Origin of the sequence: Mesorhizobium sp. M0058, assembly GCF_040323095.1 — a bacterium.
GTDB lineage: Bacteria > Pseudomonadota > Alphaproteobacteria > Rhizobiales > Rhizobiaceae > Mesorhizobium.
The window spans coordinates 61947-82209 of record NZ_JAMYUQ010000017.1 but is presented as its reverse complement, the minus strand read 5'-3'; the positions used below and the strand labels follow the sequence as shown (position 1 = coordinate 82209).

Annotated in this window: 17 protein-coding genes; 6 read left to right on the top strand and 11 right to left on the bottom strand. The window is 65.1% G+C overall.

Annotated features, from left to right (window positions below):
- Positions 1–131 precede the first annotated feature (131 nt).
- Complete coding sequence (locus NKJ75_RS26470) at positions 132–632, bottom strand: hypothetical protein (RefSeq protein ID WP_023708694.1); 501 nt, start codon at positions 630–632, stop codon at positions 132–134.
- Between the two features lie 91 nt (positions 633–723).
- Positions 724–1671, bottom strand: a complete 948-nt coding sequence (locus NKJ75_RS26465; RefSeq protein WP_352500370.1) for a LysR family transcriptional regulator — start codon at positions 1669–1671, stop codon at positions 724–726.
- Between the two features lie 106 nt (positions 1672–1777).
- On the opposite strand from NKJ75_RS26465, the gene NKJ75_RS26460 reads away from it, so the two are divergent.
- A complete protein-coding gene (locus NKJ75_RS26460) occupies positions 1778–2788 on the top strand; it encodes a zinc-dependent alcohol dehydrogenase family protein (protein ID WP_023834515.1) in 1011 nt (336 codons plus the stop codon).
- 187 nt (positions 2789–2975) lie between these two features.
- On the opposite strand, the gene NKJ75_RS26455 is transcribed toward NKJ75_RS26460, so the two are convergent.
- The 3 genes from NKJ75_RS26455 to NKJ75_RS26445 are packed head-to-tail and all read right to left on the bottom strand — an operon-like array spanning position 2976 to position 6747.
- On the bottom strand, positions 2976–5276 hold the full coding sequence (locus NKJ75_RS26455; RefSeq protein ID WP_352500369.1) for a xanthine dehydrogenase family protein molybdopterin-binding subunit: 2301 nt from the start codon (positions 5274–5276) through the stop codon (positions 2976–2978).
- On the bottom strand, positions 5273–6256 hold the full coding sequence (locus tag NKJ75_RS26450; protein ID WP_352500368.1) for an FAD binding domain-containing protein: 984 nt from the start codon (positions 6254–6256) through the stop codon (positions 5273–5275). The genes NKJ75_RS26455 and NKJ75_RS26450 overlap by 4 nt, the downstream gene beginning before the upstream one ends.
- Positions 6253–6747: a (2Fe-2S)-binding protein gene (locus tag NKJ75_RS26445; RefSeq protein WP_023705138.1), complete on the bottom strand. Its 495-nt coding sequence runs from the start codon at positions 6745–6747 to the stop codon at positions 6253–6255. Before NKJ75_RS26445 ends, NKJ75_RS26450 begins: the two co-directional genes overlap by 4 nt.
- A gap of 459 nt (positions 6748–7206) precedes the next feature.
- Here NKJ75_RS26445 and NKJ75_RS26440 point away from each other — a divergent pair, with 459 nt between their 5' ends.
- A complete protein-coding gene (locus tag NKJ75_RS26440; RefSeq protein ID WP_023709407.1) occupies positions 7207–7824 on the top strand; it encodes a TetR/AcrR family transcriptional regulator in 618 nt (205 codons plus the stop codon).
- Between the two features lie 9 nt (positions 7825–7833).
- Here the strand turns inward: NKJ75_RS26440 and NKJ75_RS26435 are convergent, their stop codons facing one another.
- A complete protein-coding gene (locus NKJ75_RS26435; protein WP_023705137.1) occupies positions 7834–9930 on the bottom strand; it encodes an alpha/beta fold hydrolase in 2097 nt (698 codons plus the stop codon).
- 134 nt (positions 9931–10064) lie between these two features.
- Between NKJ75_RS26435 and NKJ75_RS26430 the strand changes: the two genes are divergently transcribed.
- Positions 10065–10427, top strand: coding sequence for a hypothetical protein (locus tag NKJ75_RS26430; protein ID WP_023685480.1), 363 nt, complete (start codon positions 10065–10067; stop codon positions 10425–10427).
- Positions 10428–10451: 24 nt separating this feature from the next.
- Here NKJ75_RS26430 and NKJ75_RS26425 read toward each other — a convergent pair whose 3' ends face one another.
- From NKJ75_RS26425 to NKJ75_RS26415, 3 genes are all read right to left on the bottom strand, one after another.
- Positions 10452–10760, bottom strand: a complete 309-nt coding sequence (locus NKJ75_RS26425) for a hypothetical protein (protein WP_023685481.1) — start codon at positions 10758–10760, stop codon at positions 10452–10454.
- Positions 10761–10774: 14 nt separating this feature from the next.
- Positions 10775–13324 carry a caspase family protein gene (locus NKJ75_RS26420; RefSeq protein ID WP_023685482.1) on the bottom strand — a complete coding sequence of 850 codons (2550 nt, stop codon included), beginning with the start codon at positions 13322–13324 and terminating at the stop codon, positions 10775–10777.
- Positions 13325–13568: 244 nt separating this feature from the next.
- Positions 13569–14804 carry an ROK family protein gene (locus tag NKJ75_RS26415; RefSeq protein WP_023685483.1) on the bottom strand — a complete coding sequence of 412 codons (1236 nt, stop codon included), beginning with the start codon at positions 14802–14804 and terminating at the stop codon, positions 13569–13571.
- Positions 14805–14970: 166 nt separating this feature from the next.
- Between NKJ75_RS26415 and NKJ75_RS26410 the strand changes: the two genes are divergently transcribed.
- From NKJ75_RS26410 to NKJ75_RS26400, 3 genes are all read left to right on the top strand, one after another.
- Complete coding sequence (locus NKJ75_RS26410) at positions 14971–15627, top strand: SGNH/GDSL hydrolase family protein (protein WP_023715137.1); 657 nt, start codon at positions 14971–14973, stop codon at positions 15625–15627.
- Positions 15628–15785: 158 nt separating this feature from the next.
- The gene (locus NKJ75_RS26405; RefSeq protein WP_032886623.1) at positions 15786–16931 is read left to right on the top strand and encodes a sugar ABC transporter substrate-binding protein; all 1146 of its coding nucleotides are present in this window, start codon (positions 15786–15788) and stop codon (positions 16929–16931) included.
- A 71-nt stretch (positions 16932–17002) separates the two neighbouring features.
- Positions 17003–18865, top strand: a complete 1863-nt coding sequence (locus tag NKJ75_RS26400; protein ID WP_081726142.1) for an ATP-binding cassette domain-containing protein — start codon at positions 17003–17005, stop codon at positions 18863–18865.
- An 18-nt stretch (positions 18866–18883) separates the two neighbouring features.
- Here the strand turns inward: NKJ75_RS26400 and NKJ75_RS26395 are convergent, their stop codons facing one another.
- Both NKJ75_RS26395 and NKJ75_RS26390 read right to left on the bottom strand, forming a co-directional pair.
- Entirely contained in the window at positions 18884–19888 is a 1005-nt protein-coding gene (locus NKJ75_RS26395) for a zinc-dependent alcohol dehydrogenase family protein (protein ID WP_023672529.1), read from the bottom strand.
- Positions 19889–19936: 48 nt separating this feature from the next.
- A complete protein-coding gene (locus tag NKJ75_RS26390) occupies positions 19937–20209 on the bottom strand; it encodes a hypothetical protein (RefSeq protein WP_023672530.1) in 273 nt (90 codons plus the stop codon).
- Positions 20210–20263: the final 54 nt, after the last annotated feature.

Here is a 20263-nt window from a genome sequence, read left to right as displayed (position 1 = left end):
CCGCATGTTGCCGCCTCCAAACCCGTGCCCCCGTCGATGAGCGAAACGGCAAACCGGGGCGCGGCTAGAACCCGCTTGGCTTTGCCCTGATGGAGGCGCGGGACCAAGCTGCGTGGTCGAAGTAGGGAGCTTCAGTCCGCTTCGCCGGCCGAACCTTTGCCGCACTGCGCCAGCACCTTGCCGATCGCAGCGCTCGAGCCCGTCAGCGGAAAGCTGTTCTCGCCATATTTGTCGGCCGTAACCGTGACGTCGCCCTTGCCGCGCAACAAGCCGAGCAGTGGATCGTCTTTGCTCAGCTCAGCCGTGAAGTAATTGTACATGGCCTCGAGGTCGAGCTTTTTGGTCATGCTTTTGTCACCGCCCTTGAAGGTGAAGGAAGCGCTGATGCCGGGCTCCAGCTGCTGGCCGGCCGCGCCCAGATCGTAGCTCAGCAACGGCTTGTCGAAACAGACCAGCATCAGATGCGCCTCGGCCTTCGGTCCGCCGCACACCGAAGCCGTCAGCACGCTGCCGCCTTCGTCTTCTTCCATCTTGGCGCTCCAGTTGCAGGACGCGGCAAAAGCCGGCTGCGCGGCTTGCAGCGCGGCCAGAACGGAACTTGCCATGATGAACTTCGCCAATGCACTTTGCATGATCCCCTCCGAGCTACATTCAACGAGATCATACAGGACAAAAGGCCTCGCGACAGCGGCATGCCGTCTTAGCCCCGGCCCGCCCCATTGATCAAGCCTTTGAGACCGGCCTCGACGTCCAGGGCGGCTCCGGCGCGAAGCGCTTACCGATCCAGTCGGCGAAGGCGCGTGTCTTGGCGGCTTGTCCCCTGGCCGAGGGCATGACGACATAGACAGCGCCTTCGTCGGCCAGCGTCCAGTCCTCCAGCAACGGCACCAGCCGTCCGTCGGCGAGTTCGCGCCCGACCAGCCAATCGGTGCTCATCATCAGGCCGAGGCCTTGCACCGCGGCTTCGACCAGCACTTCGGCATCGTCGCAAACCATCGGCCCCGAGACTTCGACGTTAACGCGGCGGCCCGAACTGTCGGTCATCTCCCAGGTGGGAAAGGTCTGGAAGCCGGAGAAGCCGAGGCAGGCGTGTTCGGTCAGCGCTTCCGGCGCTTCCGGCGCGCCCCTGCGGGCGAGGTAGGAGGGAGCAGCGCACAGCAACCGCCGCCGTGTCGCGATCTTGCGCGCCACCAGGCGCGAGTCCTCCAGCGCGCCGAGACGGACGGCGACATCGAAGTTCTCTGCAACGAGATCGACGAACCGGTTGGAGAACTCGGCCTCGATGCGGACATCCGGGAACGTCGCTAGAAAGTGCGGCAACAGCGGCCCGATCCACATACGCCCAAAGGTTCCCGGCAGCGCCAGCCGCAGCAAGCCGCGCGGCGTCCCGCTGGCATGCGCGGAAGCAGCAGCCTCGGCTTCGTCTACCGAGGCCAGGATGGCGCGGACGCGTATCAGGAACTCCGCTCCCGCCTCCGTCAACGATACGCTTCGGGTGGTCCGGTGCAGCAGCCGCACGCCGAGCCGCTGCTCCAGCGATTGCAGGCGGCGTGACAGAACCGTCGAGTCGCGCCCGACGCGCAACGCTGCCTTGGTGAAGGAGCGCGCTTCGGTGATGGCCGCAAAGGCGGCCATTTCGGCAAGGCTGGCGGGGTCGTGTGATTGCTGCATAAAGCACAGGACTCAAATGTAAAAATTCCGGATTATCTGCTTGTAGCGCAGCAGATAGCTTCACTCAATCCTGACGATTGACCCCTTAAACAGGAATGCGTGAGCCATGAAAGCCATCGAACTGACCGCCGCCAAGCTGGACGCCTTTCGCGCCACCACCATTGCCACGCCTGAACCGCAGCGCGGCGAAGTGCTGATCCGCCAGCGCGCCGCGAGCCTGAATTTCGTCGATGTGGCGGTGGCCAGCGGCAATTATCGCGTGCCCGGCTTTCCGCTCATTCCCGTCGCCGACGGCGCCGGCGAGATCGTCGCGCTGGGGGAGGGCGTTACGGATTTCGCCGTCGGCGATCGCGTCGTTGCCCATGCCAAGCCGCGCTGGATCGGCGGTCCGCCCCGGCCTAACGAGATGACGCAGATGCGCGGAATTTCGCTGCCGGGGTCGCTCGCCGAATATGTCGCGCTGCCGGCCAACTCGCTCGTGCTGGTACCGGCTCGTCTCTCTTTCGAGGCGGCGTCGACCCTGCCGATCGCCGCGACCACCGCCTGGAACGCCGTCCGCGCCGCCGATGTCGGGCCGGGCTCGGTCGTCGTGCTGCTCGGCACCGGCGGCGTCTCCATCTTCACCCTTCAGCTGGCGAAAGCCGCTGGCGCCACCGTCATCATCACTTCTTCGTCGGACGAGAAGCTGGAGCGGGCGAAGGCACTCGGCGCCGATCATCTCATCAACTACCGCGCGACGCCCGACTGGGACGGCAAGGTGCTGGAACTGACCGGCGGCCTCGGCGCCGACCTCGTCGTCGAGACCGCCGGCACCGCCACCTTCGCCCGCGCCGTCAACGCCACCGCGCCTGGCGGCACGCTGTTCACCATCGGTTTCGTCACCGGCGCCGAGGCCACGGTCGACCTGCTGCCGATCATCATCAAGGCGCTGAAGGTGGTCGGCAACAACACCGGGTCGGTATCTGACCTTCGCGCCGCCGTCCGCGCCATCGCCGCCGCCCGCATCGACCCGGTCGTCGACAAGGTGTTCAGCCAGGAGCAGGCGGCCGAAGCCTACGCGCACATGTCGGCAGGCGGGCAGCATTTCGGCAAGCTTGCGTTCAAGCTCGACTGGTAACCGAGGCGCGCGAGCTGCCAATCTCCCCCCTTGAGGGGGAGATGCCCGGCAGGGCAGAGGGGGTCGGTCCGACCGGGCTCGACCTACGGCGGCGGAAGGAGGTTGGCGCTCTACGAGAGGCGACCCCCTCTGTCGCCTTCGGCGACATCTCCCCCTCGTCAAGGGGGGAGATTACGCACGCCGCTTCCTAGATCAACTTCTCCAGCGTGATCGGGAGGTCGCGTATCCTTTTTCCAGTTGCGTGGAACACCGCATTGGCGATCGCCGGCGCTACGCCGACGATGGCCAGTTCGCCGACACCCTTGCCGCCGAGCACCGAAGAGTGCAGGTCGGGAATGCCGACCGAGATGACCTCGATATCGGGGATGTCGGCATTGGTCGGCACCAGATAGTCGCCGAGATTGTTGTTGACGATGCGGCCATGCCTGCGGTCGACAATGCCTTCTTCAAACAGCGCCTGGCCGATGCCCATGATGATGCCGCCCTTCCACTGGCTTTCGGCCAGCTTGGGGTTGTAGAGCCGGCCCGAATCCAGCGCCGATACCACGCGCGACACGCGCACCGTGCCGAAATCCTCGTCGACGCGCACCTCGATGAAATGCGCGCACCAGGAGTGGCGCGAATAGTCGCCCTCGGTGTGCGGCAATGCCGCCGCGATGGTGGTGTAGTTCTTGTAGCGATCGGCGGCCGTCGAGTTCGCCGGCATGGTGTCGCCTGTGGCCTCGATGCGGTCGCGGCCGACGCTGGCCAGCAGGTCGGCGATCGAGACATCGGGACCATCGCCGCGCGGCGACCTGATGCGGCCGTTGGCGACGACCAGCGTGTTGGCCTGCAGCGCGTGGAAGGGCGAGCGTGAATCGCTGATCGCCAGACCAACCAGCTGGTCGAGTGCCGATGTCGCTGCCTTGTAGACCGCGCCCGTCATCACGCCGGCCAGCCGCGACCCGCCGGCCACGCCGGCGCGGGGATACCGGGAATCACCGAGCTTCACCACGACATGGTCGGCCGCCACGCCTACCGTTTCGGCCGCTGTCTGCGCCAGGATCGTGTAGGTGCCCTGGCCCATGTCGATCGAGGAGCTTTCGACCTCGACCGAGCCGTTGGCAAGGATACGCACGATGGCCTCGCCGTAAGCGCGCCGTACCGGATAGGTGCCGGCGGCGACGCCCCAGCCGATCAGCTGGTTGCCGTCGCGCATCGAACGCGGTTTGGGCGTGCGCTGGGCCCAGCCGAAGCGTTCGGCGCCAGCCGCGAAAGCCTCGCGCAACTGCCGCGTCGACCAAGCCTTTTTTGCGTGCGGATCCTGCTCGGCGTAATTCCTCAGCCGGATCTCCAGCGGATCGATGCCGACCTCGTAGGCGAGCTCGTCAATGGCGCTTTCGATGCCGAAGGCGCTAGGGTTTTCGCCCGGCGCGCGCATGGCGCCAGGCACCACCGAATTCACCCGCACGACATTCTGCTTCGAGGAGAAGTTGGGCGTCGCATACATGATCGAGGTGACCACGCCCAAAGGCTCGACCCACATGCCGTCGATCGACGTTTCATTGACGCCGCGATGCACGATCGACTGGATTTTTCCGTCACGGTCGGCGCCGATCGTCACCGTCTGGCGGGTCGCGGCGCGGCCGCCATAGCCGGTAAAAGTCTGCGGCCGAGTCATGACCACCCTCACGGGCCGTCCCAGCATCTTGGCTGCGGCAGCCGCTACCGCGCCGTGGCCGAGCGCCAGCGCCTTGGAGCCGAAGCCGCCACCGATATAGGGCGAGACCAGCCGTACATTTTCGAACGGCACGCCGAACCATTCGGCATAGGTGCGGGCCATACCGTCGAGCCACTGGCTCGGTTCCCACACGGTCAGCCGGTCGCCCTCCCAGCGGGCGATGAGGCCATGCGGCTCCATCGGCGCCTGGTATTCGCGCGGCGTGTTATAGGCGCCGCAGACGCGCACCGGGGCAGCGGCGAAAGCGGCCTGCGCATCGCCCCATTCCTTGGTCATGGCGGCGATCGGAATGCCGTCGCCCGCCTTGGCGTCGCTGAGGTCGACGATGGCCGGCGTCTCGTCATAGCTGACCTTGACCAGGGCTGCGGCCGCAACGGCCTGCTCGAAGGTCTCCGCGATGACCGCGGCGACATGCTGGCCCGAAAAGGTGATATCGCGCGCCAGCGGGCAGTAGGGCTTGTCCGGCGGCGGTGTGCCGAACCAGTCCGATGCAGTCTTCAGCGGCATGATGGTGTCCGGCGTCAGCACCTTGAGCACACCAGGTGCCGCCTCGGCGGCTGACGTGTCGATCGAGCGCACCTTGCCTGATGCGATCGTGCTTTCGACCAGGACGCCGTAGGTTAGCCCGTCGAGCTGCTGCTCGACGGCATATTTTGCCGCACCGGTAATCTTGGCCGGGCCGTCGACGCGCGACAGCCGCCCGCCAACCTGATCGGCAGTGCCGTCCGAAGCGTCGCCGTGCCGTGTCCTCGGGTCGTGAATGGTCATGACATGGCTCCCGTCTTGAGGATGGCGCGGGCAACGACGCGCGGCGCCAGTTCGATCTTGTAGTGGTTGGCGCCGTGGTCGATCGCCCCTTCCATGGCGAGCAAGCTGGCTGCCCGCACCCTGTCTTCGCTGAGCACCTTGCCCTTCAACGCCGCTTCCACGGCGTGCGCCCGCCACGGCTTCGTCGCGACGCCGCCCAGCGCGACGCGCAGGTCGCGAATGGTGCGGCCATCGGCTTCGAAGTCGATGCCGACCGCGGCGCTTGCAGCGGCGAACTCATAGGACTGCCGGTCGCGAACCTTGAGATAGGTCGACTGCCGGGCGGCGACTGAAGCCGGGATGCTGATGGCCGTGATCATCTCGCCCGGTTGCATGGCATGTTCCCTGTCGGGCGTGGCGCCGGGCAGGAGAAAGAAGTCGTCGACGGCAACCTGGCGTTCGCCAAGGTGAACCACGGCGTCGAAGGCGACCAGCGCGGTGGCGGGGTCACCGGGATACATGGCGATGCAGGCGTCGCTGGTGCCGAGCACGGCATGGCCGCGGGTGACGCCGCCGATCGCCGAGCAGCCGCTGCCGGCCGAGCGCTTGTTGCAGGCGGAAAAATTCGCGGGATCGCGGAAATAGGGGCAGCGCGTGCGCTGCATCAGATTGCCGCCGATGGTCGCCATGTTGCGCAGTTGCGCGGAAGCCGCCTGCCACAGCGCTTCGGAGACCGCGGGAAAGCGGCTCTTGATCTCGGCATGGTCGGCGACGTGGCTCATCTTGGCCAGCGCGCCGATCATGGCACTGTCAGCGTCGACCTTGATGGCGTCGAGTCCTTTGAGATGGGTGATGTCGACCAGGCTGTCGGGTTCGGCCACGCCGCATTTGGCGAGATCGACCAGCGTCGTGCCACCGGCAAGCAGCATGGCCCCAGGCAGGGCGGCAGCTTGGCGTGCGGCGTCGATGCTATGGGCGCGAACGTAGGAAAAATCCCTCATGACGCGACCTCCAGTGCCGCCTGGCGCACGGCGGCAACGATGTGCGGATAGGCTCCGCAGCGGCACAGATTGCCGGCCATGTATTCGCGGATCTCGTCATCCGAGCCGGCATGGCCCTCGCGGATGCAGGCCACCGCCGACATGATCTGTCCGGGCGTGCAGTAGCCGCACTGGAAAGCATCCTGGTCGAGGAAAGCAGCCTGAACCGCGTTGAGCGTGCCGTCATCGCCGGCCAATCCTTCGATGGTGGTGATCTCGCGGCCTTCGGCTTGTGCTGCAAGCGTCAGGCAGGACAGCACGCGCTGTCCCTCGACATGCACCGTGCAGGCGCCGCACTGGCCCTGGTCGCAACCCTTCTTGGTGCCGGTCAGGTCGAGGCGATCACGCAATGCATCGAGCAGCGTGACGCGCGGCTCGACCTGCAGTTCGTGACTGTGTCCGTTGATGGTGAGACGGATTGGGATAGTGGTGGATTTGGTTTGGTCGGTCATGAGGCGTCTGGCTCCAGTTGCTTGACGCTAGGGGATTGAAATGGGCTCGAGTGGGAGAGGACAAGGGAAGAGGCGACGGTGCGCCTAATCTCCCCCCTTGTGGGGGAGATGCCCGGCAGGGCAGAGGGGGCGCGAAGGAATGCGACGTTCCCGATTTACATGCGTCGACACGAATCTTGTCCGAGGAGGCGCTAGTCAGGCCTTGATAGGCTGGCGGGACAGCGCCCCCCTCTGTCCTGCCGGACATCTCCCCCACGAGGGGGAAGATTGGCAGCTCTGCCGCCCCGACTCTCCAGCCGGCAGGGGATGCTTCAGTCTTCACAATCTCAACACGTGACATATCGGCTCCCCTGATTATATGATAAGACTGCTCCACTAAAACGGAGGCGCCTCCGTTTATCTAGTTGGGGGCTTACCCCTTTGGGTTCAAGCCCCCATATATCAACAGTGGAGAAAAAATTGACCGAGCAGTCGCAAGCAATTGCCGACGAGAAGCGCGAAGCCGCAGCGCCAAGGCCGCTGCGCGCCGATGCGCAGCGCAACCGCGACCGGCTGGTCGAGGTTGCGGCAGCGGCCTTTGCCGAGCACGGTGTCGATGCCTCGCTGGAGGAGATCGCGCGCCAGGCCGGCGTCGGCATCGGCACGCTCTACCGGCATTTCCCAACCCGCGAGCATCTGGTCGAAGTGGTCTACCGGCGTGAAGTCGAGGCGCTCTGTGCGGCGGCCGATGACCTCGCCAGCCACCATTCGGCCGACATGGCGCTGGAACAGTGGATGCAGCGCTTCGTCGACTACATCGCCACCAAGCGCGGCCTGGCGGCCAGCCTGCGCATCCTGTTCAACACGAATTCCGCCGTGTTCTCCGACATGTCGGGCCGGGTGTCGCTGGCCTTGCGGCAACTGGTCGAGGCGGCGGTGGCCGAAGGCTCGATCCGCAGCGACGTCGATGCCTCCGATGTGCTGCACGCACTCGGCGGCATCTACTCGGCCCCCGACACCAAGGACTGGCGCGACCGCTCGCGCCGGCTGGTCAAGCTGCTGATGGACGGGCTGCGGTTCGGGGCAGGGAAGAGGTGACCTAGCGGCTCAAGCCGAACCATCGACCGCATAGAACGGAAACGCGCCGGGCAGCCCGCTTGCCGCCATTTCGCCACGCTTCTCGAACCGCAGGCCGGAGCCGACCACGAGATCGCGCACCGTCCTTGATGCGATGATTTCGCCCGGCCGCGCATGGTCAAGCAGACGCGATGACAGTTCGATCGCCGCGCCTGAAAATTGATGGCCCCGCTGCTCGCACTCGCCGATATGCACCGCCGAGCGGACCTCGACACCGGATTGCCGCAAGCGATCGCGGATGGCGATCGCGCACTGGATCGACCGCGTTGGCCGCTGGAACACCGCGAGCACCTTGCCGTCCGATCGCCTGATCTCTCTGCCTTCGGCCGCGAGGAGTTCGCCACGGAGCGCTTCGGCGTGCCGCTCGGCCGGGTCGATGCCGAAAGGCGAGCCCGTCATATCGAGGGACAGCACCGACACAAGCAGCCGTTCGCCTGGGGCCGCCGGCAAGGCGCCGGTGACGAAAGCCTGGATCTCGTCGACGATCCGATCGGAATTCTCGCCCCAGATGACGTGGTCGCGGCCGGCGAACTCAATGTATCGGGCGCCCTCGATGTGCGTCGCCAGGTAACGTCCTTCTTCCCGCTTCACCCAGCCGTCGCCAGTCGTCTGCATGATCAGTGTCGGAACATGGACAGCAGGCAGAATGTCGCGAACATCGATTTCGGCTCCCCAGCGCCACAGGGCGATCGCGTCGGCGGGCGAGGCAGAATTCCTGAGATAGGCGGCGAACCATTCTGTCTCGAACGTGTCGCTCATCAGACTGGGCGCCGCGTTGCTCATATCCGCCGCCGCTCCCCATTCTTTCTCGACGATCGCCAGATCCTCTTCCACCTGCTCGCTTGTCTTCGCCCACGGATAGTCTTGTGACCACCTGCCGCGGGCGTAGGCCCCATTGAGCACGAGTGCCGCTGTGCGCTCGGGATAGGTCGCCGCGAACAGCATGCACATCGGGCCGCCCTCGGAGCTGCCGAAAAGCACCGTGCGCTTTGAGCCAACCGCATCCAGCACTGCCCGCACATCTTCCATCCGCTCTTCCAGGGTCGGCAGACCGACATTGCGGTCCGAGAGCCCGGTGCCGCGCTTGTCCATGCGGATTAGGCGCGAGAAAGTGCCGAGCCGCCGGTGCACATGCGAAAGCCGCGGCGAGCCCCAGGCGTGGTCGAGGTTGGAGACCCATCCCGGCACATGGATCAGGTCGACCGGACCGTCGCCGGTCACCTGATACGCGATGTTGATCCCGGCCGATTTGACATAGTGGGTCGGGGGGGCTGCGAGTTCGTGGCTGAAGCCGGTAGCGTCATCCGCATCAGTCGTGGGTGGCCGTGCCGGCGCCATTGTGCGGCGTGTGCGCAGCGTCTCGAACAATTGCCGCGTCTCCGGCTCCGGCTGCAGCTTGAGATCGCGTAGAAGCGCGGTGCGGCAGTGCTCATATTGCTTCAGCGCGAGATTGGTCCTGCCTTGCGCCGCATAGGCGCGCATCAGGGCACGGTGGACATCCTCCCTCAACGGGTCCATGGCCAGCAGGCGCGCCGCCGCGCGCACGCATGCGGCAGGATCGTTCGTCGCTGCATAATGCGCGACGAGCCTGTCGAGCGCCGCGACGGCCAGTGCCCGCAGCCGCTCGCGTTCGATCCTCAGCCAGTCCTCGAATGGCTCCTCCTTCAGGCCGAAGCCGTCGAGCAGGTCGCCGCGGTAGACATTGAGCGCCAGTTCGAGGTCTTCGGGTGCCGGGCTGGCGACCAGCGCCTCGAACCGCGCGACGTCGAAATCAAGGCCGTCGAGATGCAGAGCGACGCTGTTGCCATCGGTGAGGAAGCGGCCGCCGCCGCACGTCTGCATGGCCTTCCTGACAGACGATACCGCTTGCCGCAGGCTCATTCGCGCCTGCGCCTCGCTGTTGATGCCCCAGAGCAGGGTCGCCAGCTTCTCGCGCGACTGCGAATGCCCCGACTGCAGCGCGAGATAGGCGACCATCGCACGCGCCTTGCGGCTGATGGCTGGAACCGTGGCCCCGACGCCGGCAAAGTCGAAACCACCCAGCAGGTGAAGATAAGGTCCGGTCATCGGATCCGCCACGGTCACAGCGCGACGACGATCCGCTCAAGCTCACTCCATTTCAACACTTATTCCGCCGCCGAGGCGCTTTTCACGATTCCATCACGCAGGTTCCCACGCGTTGCTCACGGCGCTTGAGGAGATTGTTCGCACTGGATCTCTTTTCGCAGGAGGATACCGTGCATCACCCTGGCCCGACCGAGTGGCCCATCTGGCATGACGACCCCGGGCGCGACCGGCAGGAGCTTGGCGCACCATCGCGTCACGATATTGCGCTGGCCCGCTATCTCGAAACACAACAGGCCCATCGGGCATTGGCGGCTCGCAGACTCGATCCGGCGGCGGTCGTGGCCTCTGCACTGGCAGCGTTCGTCCGCTGCCTTTTCCGTGCAGCGCTGCGCCGAATTGTCCGCTGGCCAACCGATGCCGCGACAGGGATGGACGATTTCGGCTTGACGTTGTCCAAGGCTCATGCGGATCTTAGCAAGACCCTTTGGGGCCGCTGAGTGCAGCGCCCTTGGTCGACGATCTCATCCCCAACCGCCGCCGCCGCCGCCAGCCCCACCGCCGCCTCCGCTGCCGCCGAGAGAAGGAATCACGGGCGGCTTTTGCGGGATCTCCTCGGCCGGCTTCACCACTTTGCCGGTGGTCGCCTTCTTGTATCTGACCACCTTTGGCTGAGGTGCTACGCGAACCACCTTGCGATGTTTCACCGGCGGTGCCGGCTCAAACATCGGCGACACCGAGGTGCAGCCCATGAGCCCGGCCAGAACGCCGGATAGAATTATCCCGATGAATGCCTGCCCGATGAATGTCTGCTTGAATGCCTTGCCCACCATGGCCTCCTTATTGTTCAGAACAAATCCCGACGCGGATTGGCTTCTTCCCAGACCCCCCGGGCCGCATTGACCAGTTGCGTGTCCAGCGAACCGGACGCGGGAATCTTCGACTTGAGCTCTCGACGCAGGGCGTCCAAAGCTGCCGTTTTCGGCTTGGTGCCGAACTGCGCCAGGCCCTTTTTGGCGTCCGGCAGCTCCTTGCGCAGATCGAGCGCGACGGCGAATGCCAGGAAGCGCACCGCGACAGCCTGATCGGCCTTGTCGCCTTTCGCCATTTCAAGCGCCGCGCGATCATAGGCGCTCGACGGATCGCCGCGCGTGGTCGCCAGTTCGAACAGCCTTTGCGCTTCCGCCGGGTCCTGGCGCACACCGGCGCCGTCCCTGTACATGCGGGCGAGGCTGCCCGGAGCGTAGGGCTGGCCAAGATCGGTGGCCTGCTGGAACAACGCCTGCGCCGTCTTCGGATCCTTGTCGATGCCCTGGCCGGCCAGGTAATTGCGGCCGAGCAGGTTCATCGAATACATGTCCTGGCGCTGCACCCCCGCTTGCAGGAAGGCGACGGCGCGGGCCGGATCGGCAGGCACGCCGTTGCGGCCCTCGGTGAAGATGGCGGCAAGATCGTTCATGGCATAGGTGTGCCCCATGGCCGCCGCCTTGAGCAGCAGGTCGAGGCCCTTGGCCGTATCGCGGTTGACGCCATAGCCATTGAACAGCGCGCGTCCCCACGAGGTCATGCCGTAAGGATCGCCCTTGTCTGCGGCAGCCTTGTAGAGAGCGTTGGCCTGGGTGCGGTCTATGGTCGTTCCGGTTCCGGTTGCGTTGAGATAGCCGAGTTCGAAGACGGCGCGCACATGGCCTTTCTTGGCGGCGTCCTCGATGGCTGTCCTGGCCTCTCTAACCTGGCCTGCCGCAAGCAGGGCGCGGCCGAGCTCGTAGTGGAAGCGGGCGACGTCTGGATAGGTTTTCACGGCCGCCTCGCAGGCTGCCACCGCACCGGCGCCGATCTCGTTCGGCAGCAGGCCGGGCACCACCCCTTGCAGGTCGAGAGGCTCGCCGGCGGCGGTATCGCAGGCATCGACCGTCGGCGACAGCTTCATTGTCGCGGGCTTAGCCGAGCTGCTGTCGGCCCGGATTTCGAAGCCGACCTCGACCGGCGCGCCGGCGCCGATCTGCGGCTCGTAACGGAGATGGTCGACTTCACCGGCCAGAAGGCTGGATTGCGGCGACAAGGTTCGATCAGGCAATGACAGCGTTCCCGTTGCCGGATACCCCGAGACCTTCAGGCTGACCGCCGGATCGTCGGTGGGGAAATCCAGATTGAGCGCGACCGGGCCGACGCCGACGGGAATATCAAGCTTGCGGTTCTCGATTGCTTCGGCGGCGCCGGTGATGTGGATGCCGCGCTCCAGCACCTGCTGTTTCTGCTCGGCCTCGAGCGAAGCCATGATCTGCTGGCCGGCAGCGCCTTCGCCGCTCTTGACGCGGAATACGAGTATGCCCTGGCTCCCGCCGCCCCAAATGTCATGCGTGGCGTAGGCCAGCATATCCACCTCGTCCTGCGTGGCGGCTCCTTTGGGGATATCCATCTGCAGGCGCGGCAGGTCCTTGCCGGCAATCGGTTCGCCCACCGCGACGTCTTTGCCGTCCAGCACCAGACGGCCCATTGCCGGCGGCCGTTCGATGCTGATGCTGATGGCGCCGCCATCGACATCGACCGGCTCCGGCAGGCCGAGAGCGACAGGCCCGACCCCCGACAGCACCACCTTCTCCAGCACTGGCGGCAGCGAAGGCCGATTGTTGCGGCGCACCAGCACCACGTCGTCGATCAGCGAGGAATTTTCCCATGGCACCTGCATGCCGTTGGTGGCCTGCACGACATCGCGGCGCACCGCCGACATGACCGTTCGGATCTCCTGGTTCGGCGCCAGCGCGCGCCGCGAAAACGCCGATGAAAACGGGCTCAGGTCGCCGCTGCCGTCATAGGCGACCGCACCTGGTTCGGTGGCGAAGGCAATCAGCGTGTTGAGCGAGCTTCGCACCTGCGCCAGCCCATTATTGCCGGCGGTGACAAGCTGGTCGCGCAGCCAGTAATTGTTGCGCGGGAAGGGGTTGTTGCGGCAGGCATCGAGGATGATCACCTGGATCTTCGACTTCGAGCGCAGCTGCTCCAGCACGTCGTTGAGCTTGATGGCCTGGACCTCGATGTCGGCCGCCTTCTTCAACGAGGCGTCGACGGGTATCAGGAAATTCTCGCCGCCGATCTGAAAGCCGTGCCCGGAATAGTAGACGACGGCGAGATCGGCGCCGTCGGCGGCGGCAAGATAGTCCCGGAACTGGCCTTCGAACTGCTGCTTGGTGAGGTTCTCGGCGACGAAAACCTCGAAGCCGGCCAGCCGGAACGTGGCCGATACGTCCTGGGCATCCTTGGCCGGGTTCTTCAGCGCCGGGATGTCGCGATAATCGGAATTGCCGATGATGAGCGCGACCCTTCGATCGGCGCAGGCCTCAAAGCTTGTGAGGCCGGCAAGGATGAAGGCCGCGATGAATCCGCAAAGTCGGAGCATGACAAAACTCCTGGTCGCGGCCTGACGCCGACGAGAACACCGCTTGCGGCATCAAGGTCCGTTGAGAGTATGCAACCTGCCACAGCATAAAGTGAAAGGCCCGTCACCGCCAGACCATGGCAGGCGATTTCTTTCGGCGTCGACCGACCGCAGAGTGCAAGTAGCACGCGCTTCACGAGCAGGTATGTGACAAGTCTCACAGTTCGCTGTTTTGGGGGAATGCCTGGTGCCGGCGGCTGCGCGCCTATTCCTTGAAGAGCAATTCCTTGTCGTTCGAATATTTCACCAGCAGCGGAATGCTGGCGCCGCCGATAACGGGGCCGAGATGGCCAAACGTCCCCTCGATGACAGAGAACGGCTCGGGACGATCGACAAGGATACGTGCCAGTTTTCTGCGCATGGCCTTGGCGATCTCCTTGCGCACGCCATTGGGTATGGCGCCATCGATCACCACATTGTCGATGTCGAGCAAGGCAACGGCACTGCGGGCGGCATAGGCAAGCCCGTCCGAAACCTCATCGATCCACGCGGTGACCGGCTCTCCAAGGTCGCCCCAATCGTCGGGCGACGACCAGATGCGGCCGGCGTCCTTCTCCCCATTGTCCTGGTCGTTGAGCTTGCCGGCCAGCGAATGCAGCGAAGCGACGCGCAGCAGAGGCGTCATCCGGTCGCCCCTGCGCCCCGGCGCGGGCACCGGCATGTCGCCTAGCGCCCCGGCCAGCTTGTTGCGGCCGGGGAACAAGTGATGATCGAGCACCAGGCCGCCGCCGATGAAGTGCCCGACATAGGCATAGAGAAAGTCGGCGCGCGATCCGCCGGCGCCAAACATCAGTTCGGCCGCGGCCGACACCGTGGCGTCGTTGTAGAGGAACACCGGCCAGTCGAACGCCCGGTCCAGTTCGGCGCGAATGTCGATTTCCCTCCAGGCATCCAGCCTGCTCGCCGGCACCGCGCCCTCTTCGCTCAGGTTCCACTGATGGAATGGCGAGGCGATGCCAAGACCCGCGATGCGGTCTTGCTCTATCGATCTGTGCTTGCGGCACATGCGCGCGATGGCGCCCTTGGCGAATTTCATCACCTCGACGGGCGTCGGATAGTCGAACAGTGTGCGTTCGAACGACATCACGTCGCCGACGAAATTGACCAGGGCGACATCGGCGCTGCGATGGTCGACCTTGAGGCCGAAGGCGTACGCGGCTTTCGGGTTCAACGCATAGGGAACCGAGGGTTGCCCCAGCCGTCCGCGCAAAGGCTCCAGGCGCAGCAGCAGCTTGTTGTCGGCGGCGCGGTTGACGATGGTGGTGATGGTTTGCGCGGCCAGCCCGGTCAGCCGCGTCAAATCGGTCTTAGCCAGCTGCCCGTGCCGGCGGATGAGCGAGACGATCAGGCGTTCGTTGTAGATGCGGCTCTCGGCCTGCGTGGTTCCGCCGCTGCGGCCCTCGGCGATCTTTTCGAGACTGAAGAAGCTGGTTCCGGTCACGCTTTCCCCTGCGCAAGGAGTTTGGCCGCAAGGCGAGCCGATCAAAGCGCTGACGTAGCAATGCGGGCCTGGCAAGGCAACATTTAAATCCACCCGATGGAAAAATGTAGTTGACGCCGGCCGGCCCGCTGTCGTTCAAAGTATGCAGGCCTGGAGGAGCAATGCCGTGACGCAGACCCGGACCATCATGTGCTTTGGCGATTCCAATACCTATGGCGCCATTCCCACCCTGGCCCGGGTCGGACGGCACCGCTTCACGCCCGACCGGCGCTGGCCGGGCATCATGCGCCGCCAGCTCGGCAGCGGATGGGATGTGATCGAAGAAGGGCAGGGCGGGCGCACCACCGTGCACGACGATCCGATCGAAGGTCTCCACAAGAACGGGCTCAAATCGCTCCCGGTGTGCCTGGAAACGCATATGCCGCTCGACCTCGTCATCCTTATGCTCGGCACCAACGATCTCAAGCATAGGTTCTCGGTAACGCCGAATGATGTCGCTGATTCTATTGAGATCTTGGCCAGAATTGTGCTGCGCAGCGAAGCTGGCCCCGCAGGCGTGGCGCCCGCGGTCCTGATTGTTGCGCCGCCGCCGATGCTGGAGGTCGACTGGTTCGGCCAGATGTTCCTGGGCGGCGCTTCAAAGTCGATGCACTTTGCCGGCTTGTTCCGTGATGCCGCCCGGCGCGCCGGCGCCGCGTTCTTCAACGCCGGCGATGTCGTCGAGTCGAGCGCGGTAGACGGCATTCACCTCGACAGCGACGCGCATCGCGTGCTCGGCACGGAATTGGCCAAAGTCGTCCAGTCGCTGATCGGCAAGGCGTGATCGCGTGGGCGAGTCACCCGACTATCTCTGATTAATTAATTCCACTGGAAAAAGTTTTGACTTGCGAGCGGGAAGGTGGGTATCTGGGGAGACTGGGAAGAGTAGCGACCGCGAGGCTTGCGATGCGCGGCAACAATCAACGACAGGGAGGAAGTGAAATGCGATCTGACAGGAACATGATGCTGGCGACGCTGCTCGGCGTTGCCGGTGTGCTCGCGGGCGGTACCATTCTGGCAGGCGCGCAGGACGGCCCGGCCGGGCTCACCAAGCCGGCGGTATTTGCGCCGTTCGATCCGAAGGCGCCGGCCTGCAGCCCACCGCCCGGCCTGAACAAGGTGCTGGCCTTCGCGCAGGATAACGAGCGTGAATTCATGCAGGGCGTCGACCGCGGCCTGGCCGCCGCCGCCAAGGATCGCGGGCTGGGATATCGCCGCGCGCTTGCCAACAATGACGCCGCCAAGGGGGTCGAGCAGGTGCAATTGTTTCTCGCCTCCAAGATCGGCGGTCTGGTGGCGGCGCCTGTGGACCCGGCCTCCATGAGCCGCAGCCTGCAGGAGCTTATCTGGTCGGGCGCCTATGTCGGCACCATCGTGCCGCCGCCAGCCACGTCGCTGCTCAATGCGCCGCAATACGAGACCGGCAAGGTGCTGGCCGAAGCGGCCGCAGCCTACATAAAGGACAAGCTCGGCGGCAAGGCCAATGTCGTCATCCTGTCCCATGACAGCATGGAATTCCTGGCGCCGCGCTTTGCCGCCATGCGCGACATCTTCAAGGCCATGCCTGATGTCACCATCGTCGCCGACATCTCACCCAATCCCGTCAACAAGGAAGGCGGCTTTGCCACGATGAGCACCATTCTCCAGGCCCATCCCGACGTCGATGTCGTGCTCGGCGCCGACACGGTCGTGCTCGGCGCGCTGGCTGCCCTGGAAGCGGCGGGCAAGGCGCGGCCGGACCAGTTCCTTGGCGGCATCGACGGCGAACCGGAGGCAGTCGCCGCGATCAAGAAAGGCGGCGGTCCCTACAAGGCAAGCATCAGCCTGGCGTCGCCAGTCTTCGCTTATGCCATGGGCCAGCACGCGGCCGACTGGCTGGAGGGCAAGAGCATCCCGCAGGCGATGGATATCCTGCCCGTGGCGCTGACCAGCGACTACATGGCCCAGTACGAGGCCGATGTCGCCGACCCGGCCGCGGTCTACAAGGACCCGAAGCGCCGCGATATCTATCTCAGGATGTACGGCAACATCTGCTACGATACGCGCGACCAGTATGTGAATTTCCCCTGGTCATCCGAGGCAAAGTAGCGCCTGTTTTTCCCGCGCGATACGGGCGGTTCAGCCTGACCTGAAACCGCCCGCTTCAGTGAGAGGCAAGCATGAGCACAGACAGCCTTCGAACGGGGACGACACCGCTGCAAACGGGCCGGTTTTCATCCTTGCTGCCGGGCGTCAAGGCGCCGGGCGAAGCGTCTGGCCGCATCGGGCTGGCGCTGGTCGCGCTGGGCTTGATCATCGCCTTCTCGCTGTTGAACAAATCGTTCTTCAGCCTCGACAATTTCGTCGTCATCGGCGTCAACTCGACCTCGATCCTGATCGCCGTGCTCGGCACCTCCGCGCTGCTGATCGCCGGCTATGTCGACCTCTCCATCGGCAGCATGGTCGCCTTGATCGGCATCATCACTGCCAAGGTTGCGGTGGCGACGCAGAGCGCGCCGCTGGCAATCTGCGTCGGCCTGGGTCTCGGCCTTTTGCTCGGTCTGCTCAACGGTCTGCTGGTGCGCAGGCTGAGCATCTCGCCGTTGATCGTCACGCTGGCGATGCTGGCGCTCTATGGCGGCCTTGCCTTCGTCGTCTCCAGCACCGCGGTCTATGGTTTTCCCGAGGCTCTGCTCGAATTGGGGCGGGGCAAGATCTTCGGCATCCAGTACACCGTGATCATCGCCGCATCTGTCTTTGTCATCGGAGCCTTTATCTTGACCAGCACGGTCACCGGCTTGAGGCTCTACGCCATAGGCGGCGACCCGCGCGCAGCCGAACTCTGCGGCATTCCGGTGGGGCGCACGGTGGTTGGCCTCTACGCCGCCAATGGCTTGCTGATCGGCCTGGTCTCGGTTCTGATCGCCGGTCGTCTCGGCAGCATCACGCCGACCATCGGCGTTCGCTTCGAGCTCGACGTGCTCACCGCCGCGATCCTTGGCGGCGTCGCTTTTTCCGGCGGCTCCGGCCGGCCGCTCGGCATCGCCATCGGCGTTGCCACCATCGGCATCCTCAATGCAGGACTGATCTTCGTCGGCCTGCAATCATGGTGGCAATCCATTTCGGTGGGAAGCATGCTGTTGCTGGCGTTGGTGGCCGACCAGGCTGCGATCGGTTTTCGCGGCCGGCGCGCTCGGGCCGCCGCGACCAACTTCACGGTGGCGGACAATGGTGCCGTCGCCTCGGCCGGCCCTGCCGTGACGGAGGGCAATGGAGAGGCCCCGCAAGGTCCGGCATTCTCGATTGCCGGCGCCCGCAAATCCTACGGCGCGCTGACGGCATTGGAAGAGGCGAGTTTCACGGTCGGCAAAGGCGAGATCGTCTGTCTGCTCGGCGACAATGGCGCCGGCAAGTCGACGCTGGTGAAGATTATTTCGGGCGCCATCCAGCCCGATGCCGGCGCGATGACCCTCGAGGGCCAGCCGATTTCCTTCAGGAGCCCGCAGGATGCACGCGGCGCCGGCCTGGAGACCGTCTATCAGGATTTGGCGCTCTGCCCGAACCTCAGCGTCGCCCACAATATGATCCTCGGGCGTGAGGAAACGCGGCGTTGGCTCGGTGTCTTCCCGGTTCGCGACGACCGAAAGGCCGCCGAGCAGTGTCGTGCCCGGCTTGCCGCGCTGGGCGTCACGCTTCGCGACGAAAACGTTCTGGTGCGCTCGCTGTCGGGCGGCCAGCGGCAGTCCATCGCCATTGCCCGCGCGCTTGCCGATCACGTCAAGCTGATCTGCCTCGACGAGCCTACCGCCGCGCTCGGCGTCAAGCAGACCGCGCAGGTCGTCAAGCTGATCCGTTCGATCGCCGCCAGCGGCACCGGCGTCATCCTGGTCACGCACGACCTGTCGACGGTCAGGGCGCTGGCCGACAGGATCGTCGTGCTCAGCCTCGGCAGGGTGGCTTACGACGGCTCGGCCAAACAGCTGACCGCCGATCAGCTCTGGGGCCTGATGGCAAGCGGGACGCTGGCGCCGGCCGCTGGGTAGGAATGCCGATCGCAGGATCTAAAGCTCGAGGCAGACCTTGCCGAAATGCCTTTGCGCTTCGTAGTGCCTGAAGGCGGCGGCGATATCCTGCAGTGGAAAGCTGCTGTCGATGACAGGCTTCAGGCGGTTGACCTCTATCGCACGGATCATGTCCTGCTGGTCGGCTTTGCTGCCGATGGAAATTCCGCTGATGCGGATCTGGTTTGAAAACAGCGCCGGGATTGAAACTTCTGCTGCAAAGCCGGTCAGGACGCCGATGAGTGCGATATGCCCGCCTGTCCGGCAGGCCGCTATCGACTGCGCCAGCGTCGCCGGTCCGCCGACCTCGATCACATGATCGACGCCGCGTCCGTCCGTCAGTTCCCTGGCCCTGCCGCCCCACTGCGGCACCGCCTTGTAGTTGATGACGCTGTCGGCCCCGAGTCGTCTGAGCTTCTCCAGCTTCCCTTCATCGGACGAGGTGGCGATGACCCTTGCGCCGGCGGCCTTGGCAAATTGCAGCGCAAACAATGACACGCTGCCGGTGCCAAGGATCAGCACCGTGTCGCCGGGCTTTACCTTGCCGCATGTCACCAGCCCGCGCCAGGCGGTGACGCCCGTGCAGGTCAGCGTTGCCGCCTCGAGATGCGTATAGCCCGCCGGCGCCCTGGTGAATGCGTGCGCCGGCATGCACACATACTCGCTGGCGAAGCCGTCGAAACTGTCTCCGGGAATGTCGCGGCTTGTATCGGATCTCATGTCGCCGGCCAGCCACCAGGGGTAGAAAACACTGACGACGCTGTCGCCCGGCTTGAACGTGTCGACGCCGTCACCGATCGCGATCACCTCGCCGGCGCCATCCGACAGCGGCACGCGGCCTTCGGCGAGCGGCACCTTGCCTTGTACGGCGAAATCGTCGCGCATGTTCAGCGCGCAGGCGCGAATCCTGACCAGCATTTCTCCCGGCCCAGGCCGGGGCTGATCCACCTCGACCAGGTCGAGCTTGTCCAACCCGCCCGGCGCTCTCAGCCTGACCAGCTTCATAGTCTCTCTCCGACGTAAAGAGCGTTAGCATGGCGGCGGCGGTCCAGCCTATCGCCGGACCGGCCGGCCGGAAATCACGCGCAGCCAAGGCGCCAGATGGACGGCGCTCATCAAGAGATACATCAGCGGCATGCCGGTGAGCGGGGAGGCATCGGCCCCCAGGCACGACATGACGCCGTCGCCAGCGTGAATGCAGGTAAGCAGCGCCATCACGGCGAAAACAGGGGCCGCGGCGAGGCACAGCCAGTCGGCGGTGCGGAGAGAAACTGCATCGGAGCGTTTAGGGACCTCACTGTCGGTCCCTGTGCCGATATCGCTCATGGTCGTAATCCCTTGATGATCAATGCCCGGGTTTCCTGTCCCGTGAGGGACAGG

What these genes read in the sequence shown, in the direction of transcription:
- NKJ75_RS26425 (WP_023685481.1), bottom strand. Translation starts at nt 10,760, where the DNA reads ATGGTGGGCAAGGCATTCAAGCAGACATTCATCGGGCAGGCATTCATC.
- NKJ75_RS26405 (WP_032886623.1), top strand. Translation starts at nt 15,786, where the DNA reads ATGCGATCTGACAGGAACATGATGCTGGCGACGCTGCTCGGCGTTGCC.
- NKJ75_RS26420 (WP_023685482.1), bottom strand. Translation starts at nt 13,324, where the DNA reads ATGCTCCGACTTTGCGGATTCATCGCGGCCTTCATCCTTGCCGGCCTC.
- NKJ75_RS26455 (WP_352500369.1), bottom strand. Translation starts at nt 5,276, where the DNA reads ATGACCATTCACGACCCGAGGACACGGCACGGCGACGCTTCGGACGGC.
- NKJ75_RS26465 (WP_352500370.1), bottom strand. Translation starts at nt 1,671, where the DNA reads ATGCAGCAATCACACGACCCCGCCAGCCTTGCCGAAATGGCCGCCTTT.
- NKJ75_RS26450 (WP_352500368.1), bottom strand. Translation starts at nt 6,256, where the DNA reads ATGAGGGATTTTTCCTACGTTCGCGCCCATAGCATCGACGCCGCACGC.
- NKJ75_RS26470 (WP_023708694.1), bottom strand. Translation starts at nt 632, where the DNA reads ATGCAAAGTGCATTGGCGAAGTTCATCATGGCAAGTTCCGTTCTGGCC.
- NKJ75_RS26395 (WP_023672529.1), bottom strand. Translation starts at nt 19,888, where the DNA reads ATGAAGCTGGTCAGGCTGAGAGCGCCGGGCGGGTTGGACAAGCTCGAC.
- NKJ75_RS26460 (WP_023834515.1), top strand. Translation starts at nt 1,778, where the DNA reads ATGAAAGCCATCGAACTGACCGCCGCCAAGCTGGACGCCTTTCGCGCC.
- NKJ75_RS26445 (WP_023705138.1), bottom strand. Translation starts at nt 6,747, where the DNA reads ATGACCGACCAAACCAAATCCACCACTATCCCAATCCGTCTCACCATC.
- NKJ75_RS26390 (WP_023672530.1), bottom strand. Translation starts at nt 20,209, where the DNA reads ATGAGCGATATCGGCACAGGGACCGACAGTGAGGTCCCTAAACGCTCC.
- NKJ75_RS26435 (WP_023705137.1), bottom strand. Translation starts at nt 9,930, where the DNA reads ATGACCGGACCTTATCTTCACCTGCTGGGTGGTTTCGACTTTGCCGGC.
- NKJ75_RS26400 (WP_081726142.1), top strand. Translation starts at nt 17,003, where the DNA reads ATGAGCACAGACAGCCTTCGAACGGGGACGACACCGCTGCAAACGGGC.